Origin of the sequence: Amphibacillus sp. Q70, assembly GCF_052055485.1 — a bacterium.
Classification (GTDB): domain Bacteria; phylum Bacillota; class Bacilli; order Bacillales; family Amphibacillaceae; genus Amphibacillus.
On record NZ_CP197171.1, the window covers coordinates 3,175,228 to 3,193,552 of the forward strand.

The window sequence follows — 18,325 nt, forward strand, 5'->3', positions numbered from 1 at the left end:
TCAGTCCTTTTTAATATATTTACCAAAATATTGGTAGTAATCCACTTTAATAAAGCCATTAAATAATTTTCGCTTTTTCGTAGCTTTTGCACCATATAATTTTTCAAAATTCTCGTTAGATGTTAAAACATAGTTGCTCCAACTTGGATTCTGTCGCATAGTTTCACCAAGGTCACGATAGATTTGACTCACTTCTTCCTTATTATTTAAACGTTCACCATAAGGAGGATTTGTAATTAAATAACCATTATTCCTTTTGGGATAAAAATCTCGAGCATTCATCTGTTTCCAATTAATAAGTTCAGCTAAACCAGCCTCAATGGCATTCTGTTTCGCAATCTCAATGACTTTAGGATCAAGGTCAGAGCCGGTAATATCTAAGATTTGATCATAATTCGCTAATTGTTCTGCCTCTTCAAAAGCATTCTCCCAAAGCTGGTCATTTATTAACTCCCAACCTTCACTAGCAAATTCACGATTAAAGCCAGGAGCAATGTTTTGTCCAATTAAAGCAGCTTCAATTAAAATCGTTCCTGAACCACAAAATAGGTCGATTAAGGGAAAATCGGGTTTCCAATTGGTTAATTGAACAAGTGCAGCAGCTAACGTTTCTTTTAGCGGTGCCTCTCCTTGTCCGACACGATAGCCACGTTTATGTAGACCTACTCCTGAGGTATCAATCGTTAATGTTGCGATATCTTTCAATATAGCTACCTCAATTCGGTACACTGCCCCTGTCTCTGGCATCTGGATCGCAACCCCATGCTTTTGCTTTAATTTTTCAGCGACAGCTTTTTTAACAATTTTCTGACAATCTGGCACACTGAATAAAGTTGATTTAACTGATTTCCCGATCACAGGGAAGTTTCCTTCCTCCGGGATATATTGTTCCCAATCTAAAGCTTTTGTTCCTTCAAAAAGCCCATCAAAGCTTTTAGCTTCAAATTCACCAACAATGATCTTGATCCGATCTGCTGTTCTTAACCATAAATTACATCGTGGAATGGCGGCTAAGTCAGCTTCGAACATAACCTTACCATTTTCTACGATGACATCCTCATAACCTAATGCTCGCACTTCTTTAGCAACTACAGCCTCTAACCCCATTGCAGCAGTAGCTAGTAATTTAACTGTTTTTTTCATTATGTCACTTCTTCCATCTCAACATTTTAAATAAAATAAAAAACCTTCCAATGACTAGAATTGTCATCGGAAGGTTTACGTAAACATCATAGGACCAATGAATGTTTTATAAGCCATGTTCTGTGCTAACGTACTCATGCGGTGGTCAGCCTTGTACAATTAGTCGTAATCATCTATCTATCCATCACATCAGTGATGAATCCTTGTTTCGGTTCATTTCCCTATTCCAAGATGCCCCTACCATAATTTGGGTTGCTCACTCGTGGGGTTTACCTCGTTCCACCTAAATCGTTTCCAATTTAGCTACGTCACTGTGGCACTTTTATGGAAAGCAAACATATCTATAAATAGACTTAGTTATTTTTCCCGCCGTAAGTTGAGTATCAACTTCCTTGATTTATGAATTCATCAAGCACGAACACTACAAGCATCTCAGCTTGTGTGAGCATGGACTTTCCTCTATAAGCATTAAGTGCTTATAGCGATTACTAAAACATTCATTATTTATGATCTTTATAAACGCTACTAACAATTATAGCATATAATGAATCGCTAAACATCCGCCAATTGATACCAATTTTACTCGTCTGTATACTTTTTACCAAAAACCGCTTTTTCAAGATTGGATACACGCTTCAAAATATCATAATTAACTTGATGGTTTGATGGTGTTACTCTTGTTCTTGTCTGTTCTGTTCTTGATTTTAATGTGTCATTTTCTTTCGTTAATTGTTCAATCTGCTGAGTGAAGAATTCATAATCCTGAATAATTACATCCAGAAATTGATCCACTTCTTCTTGATTATAACCTCTCATGGCTGTCTTAAAATTTTTATCTAAAATATCTTTCACATTTAATTGGTTTTCTGTAGTCATCATTCTCACCTCATATTTAACAACCCTATTGTACATTTTTTCAAACTTTCTGCTAAATGTCAATTAAATTTATATTTAAGTTTAGTCAAAATTATTCCATTAAAATTTCAGTAAATATAGCGACAGGAATTAGGCTTTTTGTATTTTATTAATAAGCATTCGCTTTTATGCCTACAGCCGAAATAGGTTTTGTTTTTCATGAAAAAGTAACTTCAATGGTGTGAATCGAAGTCTCACTTGAGCAGTGATATTTGCAGATAAAGTTAATTGAGGATGTTCTCGTTAAAAGCCAATTTCTTTCCTAATCAATTTTACTAACATTCTTTTATCGCATTAGTAAATTAAGAATTTAAATCATTTGGCTGAATTTCGTTAATGACTTCATTTAAGTCAAAACTGGTTATATAGTCGATAAGGTAATCATTTACTTCACTATATGGTTTAGCTTGTTCTAAAAAATAGCTGACACTTCCTGGATACTCATCATCAACAAGAATCAAACAACAATCACTTTTTTCAATTAGCCACTGATTTTTAGCTGTAAATTGACCAGGTCCTTTATAGTCATCTTTATACAGCAAAGCATAGTAGTCAGCGGTATGTATAAGTCGTTGATATAATTGTTGATCAGCTTCTGCCCATTTTTTATCTTGATTATTAAAAGGAGGGATAATCGCATACTTAATGTCATAATCTTGTTTTAGCTCGTCCACTATTTCACAAGCCCATAATTCAATGCCTAATTGACCAGATGTAATAATCCATTCACCACCATTTTCGATAAAAGCAATGATCCTTTGTTTGAGTGCATATTTTATATAAGTTAATCGTTGGTCATTAGCTGATCTGACATTTAATTCATATGATTTATAACCCGTTACTGCCATAATTTTTCTCATTTATTATGTGACCTTTCATTATTAATATTATTTGTAACAAAAATATTTTCATTCGAGATAATGAGAATTGATTAAAAGAGCTGGTTGACTTACCCAGCTCTTTTCTTGGCTAATATCTACATTTACCCTTAAAGCAGCCACTATTACAATTATTGTTACCATTAAAGCCATTATGACCGTTAAAGCCATTGTTATTACCACTATTTGGCGGCCAAGTCTGCCCTCCATATACATTCGTTTGATTAACGTTTTGTTCCCACGATGTCGTCTGCGGGTAAAAATGTTTATTCTGGACAGTATGTTGATCCATAACTGTCGTGTGGATAGGGTGAACATAATTTACCTGACTATAACTACACGTATTGACACACTTGTGTTGTGGCGGGCAAACAATCGTTTTAACTGGTTGTTGACAAGATGGTTTATGTTTCCGCATTATAATCCCCTTTCTATACTTGATTCATAATAGCTTATGAACAAGTGACCAAGAGGTAGCGGGCTATTAGCCATATTATTGATATTTTAATGATAAAAACCCTTATTTAATTAATTTACATACATAATTAACGGCTTGTTGCAATTCCATATATCGTTTAGGCTTTACATCAATATAATAACTATGGAGTAATATAAGCTCAAAATTCTCCCGTGTTGACTCAATTTGTTGTGGATGGACAAGAAGTTCCCTTTTTTTTATAGCGGCTAAAGCTACTTTTTCCCATCTTTCACTCAGCTTAAATAAAGGCTCAGTTTCTTTTTTTACCATTTGGAAAAATTCAGGATCTTTGGGCTCCTTTGGTTGTTCCGTATTCAAAAATCTTTCCTTCAGACGAAGACTGGCTTGTTGTAATTCTACAGTTAACGCTTGTAACATTTTTATCGCACCTTTCATCATAACTTTATCATCATCCACCAGCTTCGTAAACTGTTAAATCCTTAAATGTAAACTTCAATTATCCCTAATCCATTTCTTTGTCATCATTTTATCAGTCTTAATCGGGAAAAAGAAATCAATCAATCTATGATTTCTCCTTTTCCCGAATAATTTTTGCTTTTTATTATTTTTTTCTTTAAGTATAATTAGCTGATCATGAAATTTTATAGCTGGATCAACACATTGTTTATGGTTGAAACAAATCAAATAATCGGTTTGCACTGTAAGCTTTTTTTCTATTTTAATCAATTGCGTATTTAACTGAAGAAGCTTATCTGCAAATTGGACAACATTTTTTTCATTAGACATAAAATCGGCTCCTTATTTAATATGATACATGTTTTATTATCTATTCAGATAAGATATTCCTGCACCGCTGACAAAACTAGTGTCATTCCAACAAAACTAGTTAAGATTCAACTGAAATAATTTAAGTAAAACACCACTTTTCTCTTATATAAATGACCAAAATTGTTCATAATGGTAAATGTAAACAAGATTACAAGTTTAATTTTGGACAAGAGTCTATCATTTTAGTTCTCAAAATGGGCCGTTTTCTGATATGATACTATTATGCAGGAGGAGATCTAAAATGAATTACCCAAATGGAAAAAGGCGAATGCTGAAACAAGTTAAAACAAAAGCTGAACGTCAGCAAACTTTTAGTAATCGTGGGATGACATTAGAAGAAGACATTAATCAAACCAACGACTATTACTTAACGCATCAGATTTGTGTGATTCATAAGAAACCCACACCTGTCCAAATTGTTAAAGTTGACTATCCAAAGCGAAGTGCTGCTGTTATTAAAGAGGGATATTTTAAACAAGCTTCAACGACGGATTATAATGGCGTCTATAAAGGTCGTTATCTTGACTTTGAAGCGAAAGAAACGAAAAATAAAACGTCTTTCCCTTTGCATAATTTTCATGAACATCAAATTGAACATATGAAATCTGTTGAAAAACAAGATGGCATTGTTTTTGTCATTATTCACTTTCGAACTCATGAAAAAACTTTTTTATTACCAGCAGTGAAACTTTTTCCGCTTTGGGATCGTCAATATACAAACGCAGGTAGAAAGTCAATTCCTTATCAATATATATTAGATGAAGGATTTGAAATCCCAACAAACTATCCTGCGATCATTGATTATATTAAAGTCATTGATCAAGTGTTTTTTACACATTAGGAAAAGATAAAATTTCAACGAAGCAGTCACTCATTGCAGTAGAAATTTTAAAATCCTAAGTATAAGAAAAATGAATACTTTCAAGCAAAAAAAGCGAAAGTGAGTTTTTCTAAGAATGGAGGAAGAGGCGTATGGCAGATGAAAGCCAATCGCGAGTCGCAAGACGAAAAGCAGAGAAAAAAACAAATAAAAATAAATCTTCAATATGGAAAAAAATTGGTCTAGCCATATTAGGCTTAATCGCTGTGGTCGCTATATCAGTAATCGCTGTATTTAGTTATTATATCTTCACAGCCCCTAGACTTGATCACTCTTTACTCGGTGATCCAGCCTCAACGAAAGTTTATGACATAGATGGCGAACTGTTTGCTGATCTCGGTCAAGAAAGACGAACAAAAGCAAGTTATCAGGATTTGCCAGATGTACTAGTTGATGCTGTTTTAGCTACTGAGGATGTCAGATTTTTCAAACACTCAGGCGTCGATGTCAGACGAAGTATAGGAGCAATTTTTGCTAACCTGTCAGGTGGATTTGGTGCAGAGGGTGGTAGTACCATCACTCAACAAGTTGTTAAAAGTTCTTTATTAACACCTGAAAAGACAATGAAACGAAAGGTTCAGGAGCAATGGTTAGCCTTGCAGTTAGATAGGTCTTATGAAAAAGAAGAAATATTAGAAATGTACTTAAATAAAATTTATTATGGTGGTGAATCACTTGGTGGCGCTTATGGTGTCGCAACTGCAGCTGAGATGTATTTCGGTGTCACTGATTTAGATGAATTAACCTTAGCACAAGCTGCTTTGTTGGCGGGGCTACCTCAACGTCCATCTGCCTATGATCCAACACACAGTCCTGAGCTTGCTCAGGAACGGATGAATACTGTTTTAAACTTAATGGTTCGTCATGAAAAGATTACACAAGAAGAAGCTGATGAGGCAGCAGCTGTAGATGTTGAAGACATGCTGAATATTGCAGAAAGGACAACGACACCTTATCAGGCCTTTATAGATCAAGTGAGAATAGAAGTTGAAGAGAAATTAGATGCTGATATCTATAATGATGGTTTGGAAATCTATACAACTTTAGATCCGAGCGCTCAAGAACATGTTGAATATGTATTATCTGATGAGAGTCCAATTGCTTATCCAGATGAAGAGCTTCAATCCGGAATCGCTGTTTTAGATACAAAAACGGGAGCCATTCAAGCAATTGGTGGCGGACGAAATCGCCAATCAGGTGGATTTAATATGGCAATTCAAGCTAAACGTCAACCAGGATCCGCTATTAAACCAATTCTCTCCTTTGGCCCAGCCATTGAATATTTAAACTGGTCAACGTATCAGCAAATAGAGAATAGTGGTCCATATGAGATGGCTGGAAGCAGCGCTGTTCGAAATTGGAACGGTGAATATCAAGGAAATGTTAGTGCTCGATATGCACTCCAACAATCGTTGAATGTCCCTACTTTACATGCATTGGAGGAAGTTGGGATTAGTCAAGCAACTACATTTGCTGAAGGAATTGGCGTCCCTATTCCTGAGGATGGCTTAAATATTCGTGATGGAATTGGTGGATCAAAATTAAGTATGTCCGCATTGGACATGGCAGGCGCCTACTCTGCATTTGGTAATGAAGGAATATACAACGAACCCTATGCTGTAACAAAAGTTGTCTTTGGTGATGGCCGTGAAGAGAACTTGAAATCAGAACCTGTAGCTGCAATGTCAGATGCAACTGCTTATATGGTTACAGATATGCTTAGAAGTGTTGTCGAAAGTGGTACAGGAAGCTCTGCAAATATCCCAGGTCTCCCAATGGTTGGTAAAACAGGAACAACAGATGATAATGTTGATGTATGGTTTTCTGGATATACAACGAATTATACAATTGCCGCCTGGACAGGATATGAAGATTCAACGCAGCCAGTTCCAGCAAATCACACGTCCATATCACGAGAGTTATTTAAAAATGTGATGACTGAAATATCGGCAGGAATTGAAACCGATGATTTTGAAATGCCAGATTCAGTTGTTCGTTCACCAGTTGAGCGAGGGTCCAATCCACCTCAACTGCCTAGTGATTATACACCAGATTCTCAGATCGTTGTAGAATTATTCAAACGTGGTCATGAACCACAGCAACAATCTGAACAATTTGATCAAATTGATCCTGTCACCAGCCTATCAGCAGAATATGATGAAGATGCCAATCAAATTGACATCAATTGGTCACATTCAAATGATCAGGACGTTAACTTTATCGTCAAATATGGTAAAGATGGTTCTACAGGTAACGAATCACAAACATCTGATACATCATTTACAATCAGTCAAGTCGATCGAGGTGATACCTATACAATTGAAGTCGTTGCTGTGAGTTCTGATGATGATGATTTAGCTAGTGAAGCTAAGCGAATTGAAATCAGGGTCCCTGAGGAAAATGATGATGATGAACCTGACGAAACGGATGAACCAGATGATCCTGTTGATGAACCAGATGAACCTGAAGATCCTGAGCCTGATCCTGACCCAGGGGATGGAGATGAGCCAGAACCACCAGAAGATGATAACGATGATGAAGATAATGGCAATGGTAATGGTAATGGTGATAATGGTGAAGATGAAAACAATGATAATGGTGATAATGAATCAGATGAAGAATAGTCTGTTGATGAGAATGAGAATAACAATTAATAATTAAACCATGATAAAAAAGAGCTGTTGCAAAATGTACATTTTATTTTGTGACAGCTCTTTTAATGTTCGCTAATCTTTTTTGCTATTGTACGTTTGGGCAATGCATAGAAGATAAGCTTTGCATTCGATCACGTAAAAACAGATCACTTAAATCATCAAGCAGTATAGATTTTAGAATAAAATTGAAGCAAAGCCATATAATTAAATCTATTTTAATAGTAGAAGAGTCATTTTGAACACCTCATATCAATGAAATGTCTTCACCGTGTTTATTTTCACCCCCCCCCCATGATTGATGCGAATATATTCAAGCCTTACGATTAGAGGGAGCTATTATTATTAATTTTATTGGGAAAGGTAAACTTTCTAATAGCATAAAAAAGCCGTTACACCATTTATTTTTTCATTGTGCAACAGCCCCTTTTTATGATTAGTTTTGGACGGAAGAAAGTCTCTATAATAGAATGACGACCACTAAATCAATTTCAAATAATGAGAGGAATTATACTGATGTCGAGCAGCAAAGTTTACTCAGCATTTGATTTTCCTTTTATTTGTAAACTAAAAGTTACCTATCTTTTGTGTGATCTATGGCTTCGAAGTCTTCGTTGTTCTAAAGGGAAGCAGACATTAGCGCAGGGAAAACACGAAGACACCTGCGAGAAAAGCGTAGTCGAAGAGCCACTTGGTAAAGTGACTCTCTAGCTAAGATCACACCCGCGGTAAGCGAGGTGTTTCCCGAAGCGATTGTATAGATCGAACAATATGAGTCATCTCAAATCACATCGAGGTGACTTGACATAGAAAAGAAAAGTTTATGCAACGCTATTGATATTAAAAGATTTATTTATTTTTTCAAAATTATTCAGCTGATTTCTTTCGTTGTTTAAGAATAGCTAGTTTAGCAGCTAGCTTTGCTAATTCATCATATAATGCATCAAGTTGGATAAATGCATGGTATTGTTCTAAGTTCGATTTCACATAATCCAGCCGCTCGTGGCAATTGATTGGCTTATCGGTTAAAAGATTAATTTCCTCAAGTGACTTGTCCTTACTCCATTCTTGATCATTTAAGCGAAACAGTCTGTCAAGAAATAAATCACTTTGTTCAGCCATGATTGCTTTAGTCTCTTGATAGCGCCTTGCTTGATAAAGTTCAGCCAAGTATTTTGCCTGTTCTTTCCAATCGTCGAGCCAATTATAATTATCTTGATTCATTTTATCAATCTCTCTCTTTGTTTCATGATTTTCTTTCCCTCACGACAAAGTTCTAATAAATCACAAGCCTCACAATTTGGGGTTCTTGCCTTGCAGTGATAGCGCCCAAAAAAGATCAATCGATGATGAGTGGCACTCCACTCCTCTACTGGCACTTTTTGCATCAATGTCTTTTCTACTTCTAAAGGGCTATCTTTCCATCTACAAATCCCCAATCGTTTAGTGACACGTTCAACATGAGTATCAACAGCAATTGCCGGCTCACCAAATGCAACTGATAAGACGACATTGGCTGTTTTTCGCCCTACTCCAGCTAATGATTCAAGCTCTTCTCTTGTCCGAGGAACCTCTCCATCAAATTGTTCAAGTAAAGATCTCGATAATTTTTGAATATTCTTAGCCTTATTTCGATATAGACCAATTGATTTAATATCCTGTTGTAATTCTTCTAGAGACACAGTGAGATAATCATTTGGCGTTTTATATTTTTTAAATAACTCCTTTGTTACTTTGTTAACATGTTGATCAGTAGCCTGTGCTGATAACACAACAGCAATAAGAAGTTCAAATGAATTCTTATGATTTAATTCCGCTTCAGCATTTGGGAACATTTCAGTCATTACATCTAAACAATAACGAATTTGTTTTTTATTCAGCATACTATCTCTCCTTCACAAAATTAACCAGAACACACTTCTTTTGCTCATTCATTTTCCTCTAACCAATTATAATAAACAGAATCATCTCGTTTCGTTTTTGATTGAGTTGGATTGGATTTTTGAGCATGAAATGTTTTTGTTTGTTGTCTTGCCTGTTCAACGGTATGAATTCCTTTTCTTTTCCACTCACGCAATATTCGATCAATATATCTAAAGTTCAACTTACTCATCAGCACTGTTTCTCGAAGGGCTGCCTTAATTAAAACGGGTTCTATTTTTTCTTCATCAAGCCAAACATTAATCATTTCAATTTCGAATGGAGATAAAGCTCGACCAAATTCTTGTTCAAATAAAACAAAAATATTCATCATATTATCATTAAATTGGTTATTTGGGTTTTTGGTTGGTTTATCCTGATATAGTTTTTTCCATAGGGGTTCTAGTGAATAACGCTCATTAACAATCCCATTTTCACTTTGTAATTCAATAATTGTTAATAAATCTTTTTGAATCAATTGCCTTAATAGCTGACTACATTTTTGCTCATCGATAGCCATTAATTCTGCTATTTTTAAAGGGGGTGGGAAAAAGATTTCTTCTTGAATAAAGCGGTGGATATGTAAAATGACTACAAGCTCCTGTTCATCAATACCTAGCTGCTTGTAATCACTAAATAACTTTTTGGAGATCATCATTTGATCAGAAAAAATGGTTTGATACAATTCTTGCATTTTCTTCACCTCTTCCTCCTATCATATCACATTTTTCAACAATAATTGATTAGAAAAACTTTTATTCGCTCATCTTTTAGTAAAGTAACCCTACAGATAAATGCATGAATTACTTTAAAGATATGCTCATTGGTCACGTTGTTAGAAAGCAAATTATTTTGCTGAAGTGCTGATCAAATTTGCATGTCAAATAAATAATCCGAACTGATTTTTTAAAAATCGTTCGGATTATTTACTGGTCAATCTTTTTTTGTATCAAGATCTTTCGTTATCAATGGCTTATGGATAAAGACGATTGAGTAAACGTGGGAATGGAATTGTTTCACGAACATGTTCAACACCTGAGAACCAGGCAACTGTTCGCTCTAGGCCTAAACCAAATCCAGAGTGTGGGACACTTCCATATTTGCGTAATTCTAAATACCATTTGTAAGCATCACCGGATAATTTGTGTTCATCATAGCGTTCTTTCATTAACTCAAAGTCATCAATTCGCTGTGAACCACCGACAATTTCACCATAACCTTCTGGTGCAATTAAATCTGCACATAAAACAACATCAGATCGTTCAGGATCTGGTTTCATATAAAAAGCTTTAATTTCTGCAGGATAGTGCGTAATAAACACAGGTTTATCAAAGTTCTCAGCTATTGCCGTTTCATGCGGCGCTCCGAAATCTTCTCCCCACTCAATATCATCAAAACCTTTTTCTTTTAAGAGCTCAACTGCCTGATCATAAGTGATTCTTGGAAATGGCGCTTGAATATTTTTTAATTTATCTACATCACGGTTAAGTGTATTTAATTCAAGCTGACAATGTTTCAATACGGATTCAGCTAAATAGCTGACATAATTTTCTTGAATCTTTAAACTTTCTTCATGATCAACGAATGCCATCTCTGGTTCCATCATCCAAAATTCAATCAGATGTCGACGGGTTTTTGATTTTTCAGCACGGAAAGTCGGTCCAAATGAAAAGACTTTACCAAATGCCATTGCAGCTGCCTCCATATATAGTTGTCCACTTTGAGATAAATAAGCTTCCTGATCAAAATATTCAGTATGAAAGAGCTCAGTCGTACCTTCTGCAGATGTTGCCGTTAAAATAGGTGGATCAATTTTAATAAACCCATTGTCATTAAAAAATTGATAGGTTGCTCGAATAATTTCATTACGAATTTTCATAATCGCATGTTGTCGCTTCGAGCGGAGCCATAAATGGCGATGATCCATTAAAAATTCAGTCCCATGTTCTTTCGGTGTAATGGGGAAATCAACCGCTTCATGAATGACTTCAATCTGTTTAACTTGCATTTCAAAGCCAAAAGGAGATCGTGTATCTTCGACGATCGTCCCCGTGACAAAAACGGATGTTTCTTGTGTTAAGCTCTTTGCTGTTGTGAAGACCTCTTCAGCAACATCAGCTTTCACAACAACCCCTTGAATAAATCCTGTCCCATCTCGGAGTTGCAGAAAAGCAATTTTTCCACTTGATCTTTTGTTCGCTAACCATGCACCTATTGTAACTTCTTGATTTAAATAATCGTTAACTTTATTAATTGTTGTCTTCACTCATTCGTCCTCCAAAACTGTCTCTTTTATCGCAGTGATTTGCTGAAATATTCCTCTATATTTGTTGGTGTCTTTTAATAAATCGTTCAATCCGTTTAATTGCTTCTTCTAATTGATCTAAACTAGTCGCATAAGATAATCTAACATGATTAGGAGCTCCAAAACCTGTCCCAGGGATTAAGGCAACTTTTTCCTCTTCAAGAATGGCCGTTACCCACTCTTCAACCGAAGTAAAGCCAGTTCGTTCCATAGCTTCTGTCACATTTGGGAATAAATAAAAAGCCCCTTGTGGTTTGATACATGAAACACCAGGTAATTGATTAATTAACTGATAGACAGTATCTAATCTTGATTTAAAGGCCACTTTCATCCGCTCAATTTCATCTCCGTTTGATTGATAGGCTGCTAATGCGGCGTATTGAGAAATCGTCGTCGGATTAGAAGTTGAGTGAGATGCTAAGTTAGTCATCGCTTTAATAATTGTTTTTCTACCACAAGCATAACCAATTCTCCAGCCTGTCATAGCATAAGATTTTGATACACCATTAATGACAATCGTTTGCTTTTTTAATGGCTCTGATAACTGAGCAATGGAAACATGCTGTTGATCGGAGTAGATTAATTTCTCATAAATTTCATCTGAAATAATCATCAAATTGTGTTTCAGACATACCTCTCCGATTGCTCGTAATTCTTCTTCTGTATACATCATTCCGGTTGGATTGTTCGGTGAATTAATGATGATTGCTTTTGTTTTTTCAGTTATCGCTTCCTCAACTTGCTCAGCTGACAATTTAAAATCGTTTGCTTCTTCCCCTTGAACAAAAACGGGTTCACCTTCAGCTAATTTAATTTGTTCAGGGTAACTTACCCAATAAGGGGTTGGAACAATAACTTGGTCACCTTTATTTAAGATAACTTGAAATAATGTAAATAGAGCATGTTTTGCTCCTGTCGTGATAATAATCTGATCTGACTGATACGTTAATTGATGATCACGGTTCATTTTGCTTGCTATTGCTTCCCTTAACTCAACAATACCACCAGACGGAGTATATCTCGTTAAGCCAGTTTTCATTGCTTTTTCAGCTGCTTGAATAATAAAATCTGGTGTATTAAAATCTGGTTCTCCCGCGCCTAAACCGATGACATCGTGTCCTGACTTTTTCAGCGCTTTTGCCTTTGCTGTTATTGCCAGCGTTGAAGACGGCGTTAATGTTTGCACTCGATTTGCTAATTGCATGTCATCACCTTTTCTTATTTTGATTTATTTGCAAATGAAATTCCACTATCATACTCACCATTGTCTAATCGATAATAGTCATAGCTGAGACGTCCATTTTGATCAAGGTAAACAATTTCCATTAATGGCGTTCCATTACGTATCCCATACTGGGTTTGATATTTCTTTTGATAAGAGGTTTGTTCCTCCCAATTGTCAATGATTTGGGCTTCAGTTACCCATTCACCTTTCGAGAAAACGATTAAATCTGCCTCTTGATCTGATTGATTAACAAAGATCATAACATCTTCCTGATCAGTCGTTTGCCCTTCCACCACATGAAAATAATCTGTTCCATGGTAACGGGAAATCTGGTCAATGGTTGATAACTCTAGTTCTTGGTTTACTCGCTGTTCTGTCCCTGTGAAATCAGTTACTTTTCCATTTGAAATATTTTGATATAAGTAAATTGAATAAGCAATAAAACTTATAATCATTAGAATAATAAGACTAAGAATAATTTTAAGCCTATTTGTTTTCATTGACTGTGACCAATTTGTTTTCATAAGTCCTCGATGGAAGCTAAATCAATGGATAGGAAATTAACCTCAATAGGATGTTTAGCTAAATACTGATTTAAACAAAATACTAATTTAAATGAACGTTGTGTATCTCTCATCATATCCCAGCCTTTTTAATATTATTGAATGGATAAAAAAATAACTAATCTTGTCAGTCTGTATACATTATAACAGTTTTTAAATTTAAAACATTATTTGACACGAAGATTTTCTTATTCTATCGGAAAAAATTAAGTATTATCGATAGTTATAGAAGTGTCGTTATACTCTGAGTACCAGCAGTGCTTCACCATCTGCCAGGTCTTAAAAATGAACTCTTCCATCTTTATTGGAAAAAGGATAATCGCATGGGCAACAAAAAATAAGTTGTCTTTCATCGGCTAATCTTTATCTATTTATGATGGGCTAAACACTTCTTGACATACTAAAGCCAATTACTTGCAATCTCCAACAATTCATTTGTTCTTCGATAGAAAACAGGAACATTAGGAATCGAATTGATAAAAGCTTGACCATAGCTTTTAGTCATGATTCGATCATCACAAACAAGAATGATGCCACGATCAGTTTGTGAACGAATTAAACGACCAAAACCTTGTTTAAATCGAATCACTGCGTTAGGTAACGAAAGCGATGAAAATGGATGTTGTCCATGGCGTTTCATTAAATCATGCTTTTGTTTAATAACAGGATGATTAGGTGAGTCAAATGGTAAGCGTACCATCACAACGCATGACAGATCACTACCAGGGATGTCTAACCCTTCCCAAAAAGCATTGGTCCCTAATAAAATCGATCGATTAAAACTTTGGAAATTCTTTTTTAATCGTTCATGGCTACCACTCGAAATCCCTTGCGCAATAAGGACATACTCATCATTAAATAATTCTCGTAATAAATAATAAGCCTTTCGCAACAAATCATATGAGTTAAACAAAATTAACATACGCCCATTTGTCACATCTGCTAAGGTGAAAATAGCTTCACAAGTTGCCTCGATAAAGGGACCTAAGTCATCATATCTGGCAATTGGAAAGTCATTTGGGATTAACAATTTAACTTGATCTTGAAATTCATAGGGAGATGGGATACTCTGTTCAATCATTTCTTTATCAGCCATGCCGATTTGCCCTTTAAAAAACTCAAATTGTCCAGAAACAGATAGCGATGCACTAGTCAGGACAACACTATTCAATCGATCAAATATATGCTCCTTCAAATATCGGTCGGTATTCATCGGCTGTTGATATAAATAAACAACATTTTGCCCCCCTGAATAGTCAATTTCAATCCATTTAACTTTCATGTCACTTGAATCATGATTAAAATAATCCTTTAAGATCAATTTCATCTCATTAAGTTCTTGAATAAAATATGTTTTTCTCGTTTGATCGTAAGCTTCAAGTGTGATTTGACCTAACAAATTGATTAAATCATGGAAAGTAAATTGTAAACGCTCAGCCATTTCGATCACGATTAACCATTCAGAATGATCCTCGTTATCAATCAGATGTTGGTACCTGCCACGATCATTTTTACTGGTGGCTTTATCACGTCGCTTATCAACTAGATGATAAATATATCGATAAAACAAATCGTTCTCTTCTAATGAGAAAGTAATGAATTGCTGTAATTTTTCTTTGATTTCATTATTGTCTAGTGACAGCTGTTCAATAAATTGTCGAACCGCTTTAAGTTTTTTATGACAAGATAAATAATCTAATTGTAAACCAAACCGATCAGCAATTACCTGTTCTAAGTGATGTGCTTCATCAATAATCATTTTAGCATCTTTCTTGATTAATCCCTGCTCTCTAAGCATTGAATCGGCTAATAATGAATGATTGATAATGAGTAAGTCAGCCTGCTCAGCTCGTTGCTTCGCAGTTTGATAATAAATATTTTCCTGTCCATTTTGTTTGGAGGAAACTTGATGTTCATTATTTGCTGACACCCGTTTAAAAAAGCGATAGCCACTTGAAGGCAATTGTACTTCATCGACATCACCCGTATTGGTTTCTGTTAACCAAACCGTTAAAATAGCTTTAGTCAAGACTTGATCATAATTCTGACTTTGATCATGTAATGCTTGGCTAAATAAGGCTAAGTTTAAATAGTGCTGTTTTCCTTTTAAAACTGCCACTTGACATGCAAAAGGCAAGGCTTGCTTTAACTGCAGCCAATCATGGTTAAGCAGTTGTTTCTGCAATTGAATTAAATATGTACTAATAATTACTTTCTCATCGTGATGAATGGCATGATAACAAGCAGCAATAAGGTAAGCTAAGGTTTTCCCAGTCCCTGTTCCAGCTTCTATAATGGCATGCTGATTACTTTGAAATGCATGATAGATATATTCTGACATTTCCCTTTGACCCGGTCTATCTTCAAATGAAGGAAAAGTCTTTTTTAACAGCGTATTTTCAGAAAATAATTGATCTAATAAGTCACCAAAGGAACGAGTTGTTTTTTCCTTCTTGTATTCTTCCCTTTCTACCGGTTTGTAAGCAAGATGATAAGCATAATTAAATCTCTTATTCAAATCATCGTTTTCTTTAGTTTTTTCTTTTTGGCTTATTAAAATCGAATTTAAATTACTTTTCAAATCAGGCGCTAAGCGAATGAGTTGTTCCAATGTCGTTAATGGCAAGCTATCCAATCTATGGCGTAAATAATCTAATAATTTTGTAGTCACATAAGCATCAGATAACGCGCGGTGGGGAGCATCATGGTTTAGATCGAGCCATTCTGATAAATGAGCAAGTTTAAAGCTAGGTGCCTGTGGCAATAAGATTCTACTTAATTCAACTGTGTCAATAACAGGCTGTATGATCGGTGATAATCCGGCACGTTTTAATTCATAGTTTAGAAAACCAAGATCGAAAGGAACATTATGTGCGACAAAATAAACTTGATCAAAAAATGAATAAATTTGACTGGCTACCTCAGCAAACACAGGTTGATCAGCTACCATTTCATTTGTTATCCCGGTTAAATAACTAATAAATCTTGATATATGTTGTTCAGGATTTATCAGTTGATTGTATTGGTGAATGATTTGGCCTTCTTGATAAATAACGATGGCAATCTCAATAATTCGGTCACCCTTATTTGCTGAATTTCCTGTTGTTTCTAAGTCAACGATGGCAAATTTGTTCATTCAATCAGCTCCATCTTTCATTTTAAAAAATCATCATCGGCAATTACATAATCAGATAGGTAATGTTTTCGAAGGTCATCATCACCTATCCGATCGAGTTATTCACCTGTTGTTAACGGTAATTCTTGATCAATCATTTTTATGATTTGATTATATTCATTCATCAACGCAACTTTAGGTTTGAAAGTTTCTAATTCATCATTCGTAAGCATAGCATAGGAAATAATGATGATCACATCATCGACTTGAACAAGTCGTGCGGCTGCACCGTTTAAACAGATGACCCCACTCCCTCGTTCTCCTGAAATAACATACGTTTCAAATCGTGCACCATTATGATTATTAACAATTTGCACTTTCTCGTGTGGTAAAATGTCAACGGCATCCATTATCTCTTGATCAATGGTAATACTGCCAACATAATTCAAATTCGCTTCACTTACTCTCGCTTTGTGAATTTTAGCTTTCATCATGGTCCGAAGCATGTTCTTACCCCTTATCACTAATTTCTTTTTATTTAACTCTCACAAACAGATTACCTAGTGAAAGTCTAGCTCCTTCAGACAAACCGATTTTATGACTGACAAGCTTACGATTTCACAGTCAAAATATGATTGTCTATTAAGCGGGTTTTTTTAAATTGGACAGCAAGTGCAATAATAATTTGCTGATGAATCGTTTCTATTTCGGTTAAGTTTGGAAAAGATAAAAGCTCAATATAATCTATTCTTCCTGATACTTTTTTATTTAAATAGGTTTTGACCTCTTCCACTATTTTAACAGGACGCTTTTCACCGTCAATGATTTTTTGTTCAGCAAGCTTTAGTGCCTGATATAGATGACTGGCTTCTTTTCTTTCAGAATCAGATAAATTAACGTTTCGACTACTTTTGGCAAGTCCATCAGGCTCTCTCACCGTTGGTACCATTCTTAATTGAACAGGAAAATTTAACTCTGTTATTAATAAATCAACAATAGCCATTTGCTGAGCATCCTTCATTCCAAAATAACTATAATCTGGTTGGATCAAATGAAAAAGTTTGGTCAAAACAGTTAGAACACCTTGGAAATGTCCGGGGCGGGTCCGATCACACAAGACACCTACTCGTTTATTGATCGACATTGTGATACCCATCGGTGACGGGTACATCTCTTTGACATCTGGGATAAAGACAAGATCCACACCATGCTCTTTGGCTAATGATCGATCTTTTTCCTCATCACGCGGATATTGATCGAAGTCTTCATTTTCTCCAAATTGAAGCGGATTAACAAAAATACTTAGTACGACGATATCTGCTTCTTTGCGTGCTTCCTTCACTAAAGCCAGATGGCCATCATGTAAATAACCCATCGTCGGAACATAGCCGATTGATTTTCCTGCTTGTTTAAGGTACTTCATTTTAGTTTGTATTCCAGTAACCGTTCGAATAATTTCCATC

General features: G+C 35.4%; 17 protein-coding genes and 1 other RNA gene. 2 read left to right on the forward strand and 16 right to left on the reverse strand.

Translation table 11 applies throughout. From position 1 onward, the window contains the following. From ACS127_RS14250 to ACS127_RS14280, 7 genes are all read right to left on the reverse strand, one after another. Positions 1–1,143 carry a THUMP domain-containing class I SAM-dependent RNA methyltransferase gene (locus ACS127_RS14250; RefSeq protein ID WP_440895696.1) on the reverse strand — a complete coding sequence of 381 codons (1,143 nt, stop codon included), beginning with the start codon at positions 1,141–1,143 and terminating at the stop codon, positions 1–3. A 104-nt stretch (positions 1,144–1,247) separates the two neighbouring features. Beyond that, an RNA gene (gene rnpB, locus ACS127_RS14255) (RNase P RNA component class B) lies at positions 1,248–1,640 on the reverse strand. 82 nt (positions 1,641–1,722) lie between these two features. Further along, positions 1,723–2,022, reverse strand: coding sequence for a cell division regulator GpsB (gene gpsB, locus ACS127_RS14260; RefSeq protein WP_440895697.1), 300 nt, complete (start codon positions 2,020–2,022; stop codon positions 1,723–1,725). A gap of 338 nt (positions 2,023–2,360) precedes the next feature. Continuing rightward, positions 2,361–2,918: an SLOG family protein gene (locus ACS127_RS14265; protein ID WP_440895698.1), complete on the reverse strand. Its 558-nt coding sequence runs from the start codon at positions 2,916–2,918 to the stop codon at positions 2,361–2,363. Between the two features lie 109 nt (positions 2,919–3,027). Continuing rightward, entirely contained in the window at positions 3,028–3,354 is a 327-nt protein-coding gene (locus ACS127_RS14270) for a CotD family spore coat protein (RefSeq protein ID WP_440895699.1), read from the reverse strand. A 102-nt stretch (positions 3,355–3,456) separates the two neighbouring features. Next, positions 3,457–3,831: a DUF1798 family protein gene (locus ACS127_RS14275; protein WP_440895700.1), complete on the reverse strand. Its 375-nt coding sequence runs from the start codon at positions 3,829–3,831 to the stop codon at positions 3,457–3,459. A 36-nt stretch (positions 3,832–3,867) separates the two neighbouring features. Next, positions 3,868–4,161: a hypothetical protein gene (locus tag ACS127_RS14280; RefSeq protein WP_440895701.1), complete on the reverse strand. Its 294-nt coding sequence runs from the start codon at positions 4,159–4,161 to the stop codon at positions 3,868–3,870. A gap of 283 nt (positions 4,162–4,444) precedes the next feature. Here ACS127_RS14280 and recU point away from each other — a divergent pair, with 283 nt between their 5' ends. Continuing rightward, positions 4,445–5,044: a Holliday junction resolvase RecU gene (gene recU / locus ACS127_RS14285; protein WP_440895702.1), complete on the forward strand. Its 600-nt coding sequence runs from the start codon at positions 4,445–4,447 to the stop codon at positions 5,042–5,044. 131 nt (positions 5,045–5,175) lie between these two features. Continuing rightward, positions 5,176–7,707 carry a PBP1A family penicillin-binding protein gene (locus ACS127_RS14290; RefSeq protein WP_440895703.1) on the forward strand — a complete coding sequence of 844 codons (2,532 nt, stop codon included), beginning with the start codon at positions 5,176–5,178 and terminating at the stop codon, positions 7,705–7,707. Between the two features lie 894 nt (positions 7,708–8,601). Here the strand turns inward: ACS127_RS14290 and ACS127_RS14295 are convergent. From ACS127_RS14295 to panC, 9 genes are all read right to left on the reverse strand, one after another. Further along, positions 8,602–8,958: a YpoC family protein gene (locus tag ACS127_RS14295; protein ID WP_440895704.1), complete on the reverse strand. Its 357-nt coding sequence runs from the start codon at positions 8,956–8,958 to the stop codon at positions 8,602–8,604. Next, a complete protein-coding gene (gene nth, locus ACS127_RS14300) occupies positions 8,955–9,617 on the reverse strand; it encodes an endonuclease III (RefSeq protein WP_440895705.1) in 663 nt (220 codons plus the stop codon). Before nth ends, ACS127_RS14295 begins: the two co-directional genes overlap by 4 nt. A gap of 44 nt (positions 9,618–9,661) precedes the next feature. Further along, positions 9,662–10,348, reverse strand: a complete 687-nt coding sequence (locus ACS127_RS14305) for a DnaD domain-containing protein (RefSeq protein ID WP_440898150.1) — start codon at positions 10,346–10,348, stop codon at positions 9,662–9,664. Positions 10,349–10,627: 279 nt separating this feature from the next. Continuing rightward, a complete protein-coding gene (gene asnS / locus ACS127_RS14310) occupies positions 10,628–11,920 on the reverse strand; it encodes an asparagine--tRNA ligase (protein WP_440895706.1) in 1,293 nt (430 codons plus the stop codon). A gap of 55 nt (positions 11,921–11,975) precedes the next feature. After that, positions 11,976–13,163 (reverse strand): pyridoxal phosphate-dependent aminotransferase, encoded by a 1,188-nt coding sequence (locus tag ACS127_RS14315; protein WP_440895707.1) that lies wholly within the window; start codon positions 13,161–13,163, stop codon positions 11,976–11,978. Between the two features lie 14 nt (positions 13,164–13,177). After that, complete coding sequence (locus tag ACS127_RS14320; protein WP_440895708.1) at positions 13,178–13,639, reverse strand: cell wall elongation regulator TseB-like domain-containing protein; 462 nt, start codon at positions 13,637–13,639, stop codon at positions 13,178–13,180. Between the two features lie 508 nt (positions 13,640–14,147). Continuing rightward, positions 14,148–16,883 (reverse strand): ATP-dependent DNA helicase DinG, encoded by a 2,736-nt coding sequence (dinG, locus tag ACS127_RS14325; protein WP_440895709.1) that lies wholly within the window; start codon positions 16,881–16,883, stop codon positions 14,148–14,150. Between the two features lie 98 nt (positions 16,884–16,981). Next, positions 16,982–17,368 carry an aspartate 1-decarboxylase gene (panD, locus tag ACS127_RS14330; RefSeq protein ID WP_440895710.1) on the reverse strand — a complete coding sequence of 129 codons (387 nt, stop codon included), beginning with the start codon at positions 17,366–17,368 and terminating at the stop codon, positions 16,982–16,984. 104 nt (positions 17,369–17,472) lie between these two features. Then, positions 17,473–18,324 carry a pantoate--beta-alanine ligase gene (gene panC / locus ACS127_RS14335; protein WP_440898151.1) on the reverse strand — a complete coding sequence of 284 codons (852 nt, stop codon included), beginning with the start codon at positions 18,322–18,324 and terminating at the stop codon, positions 17,473–17,475. Position 18,325 lies beyond the last annotated feature (1 nt).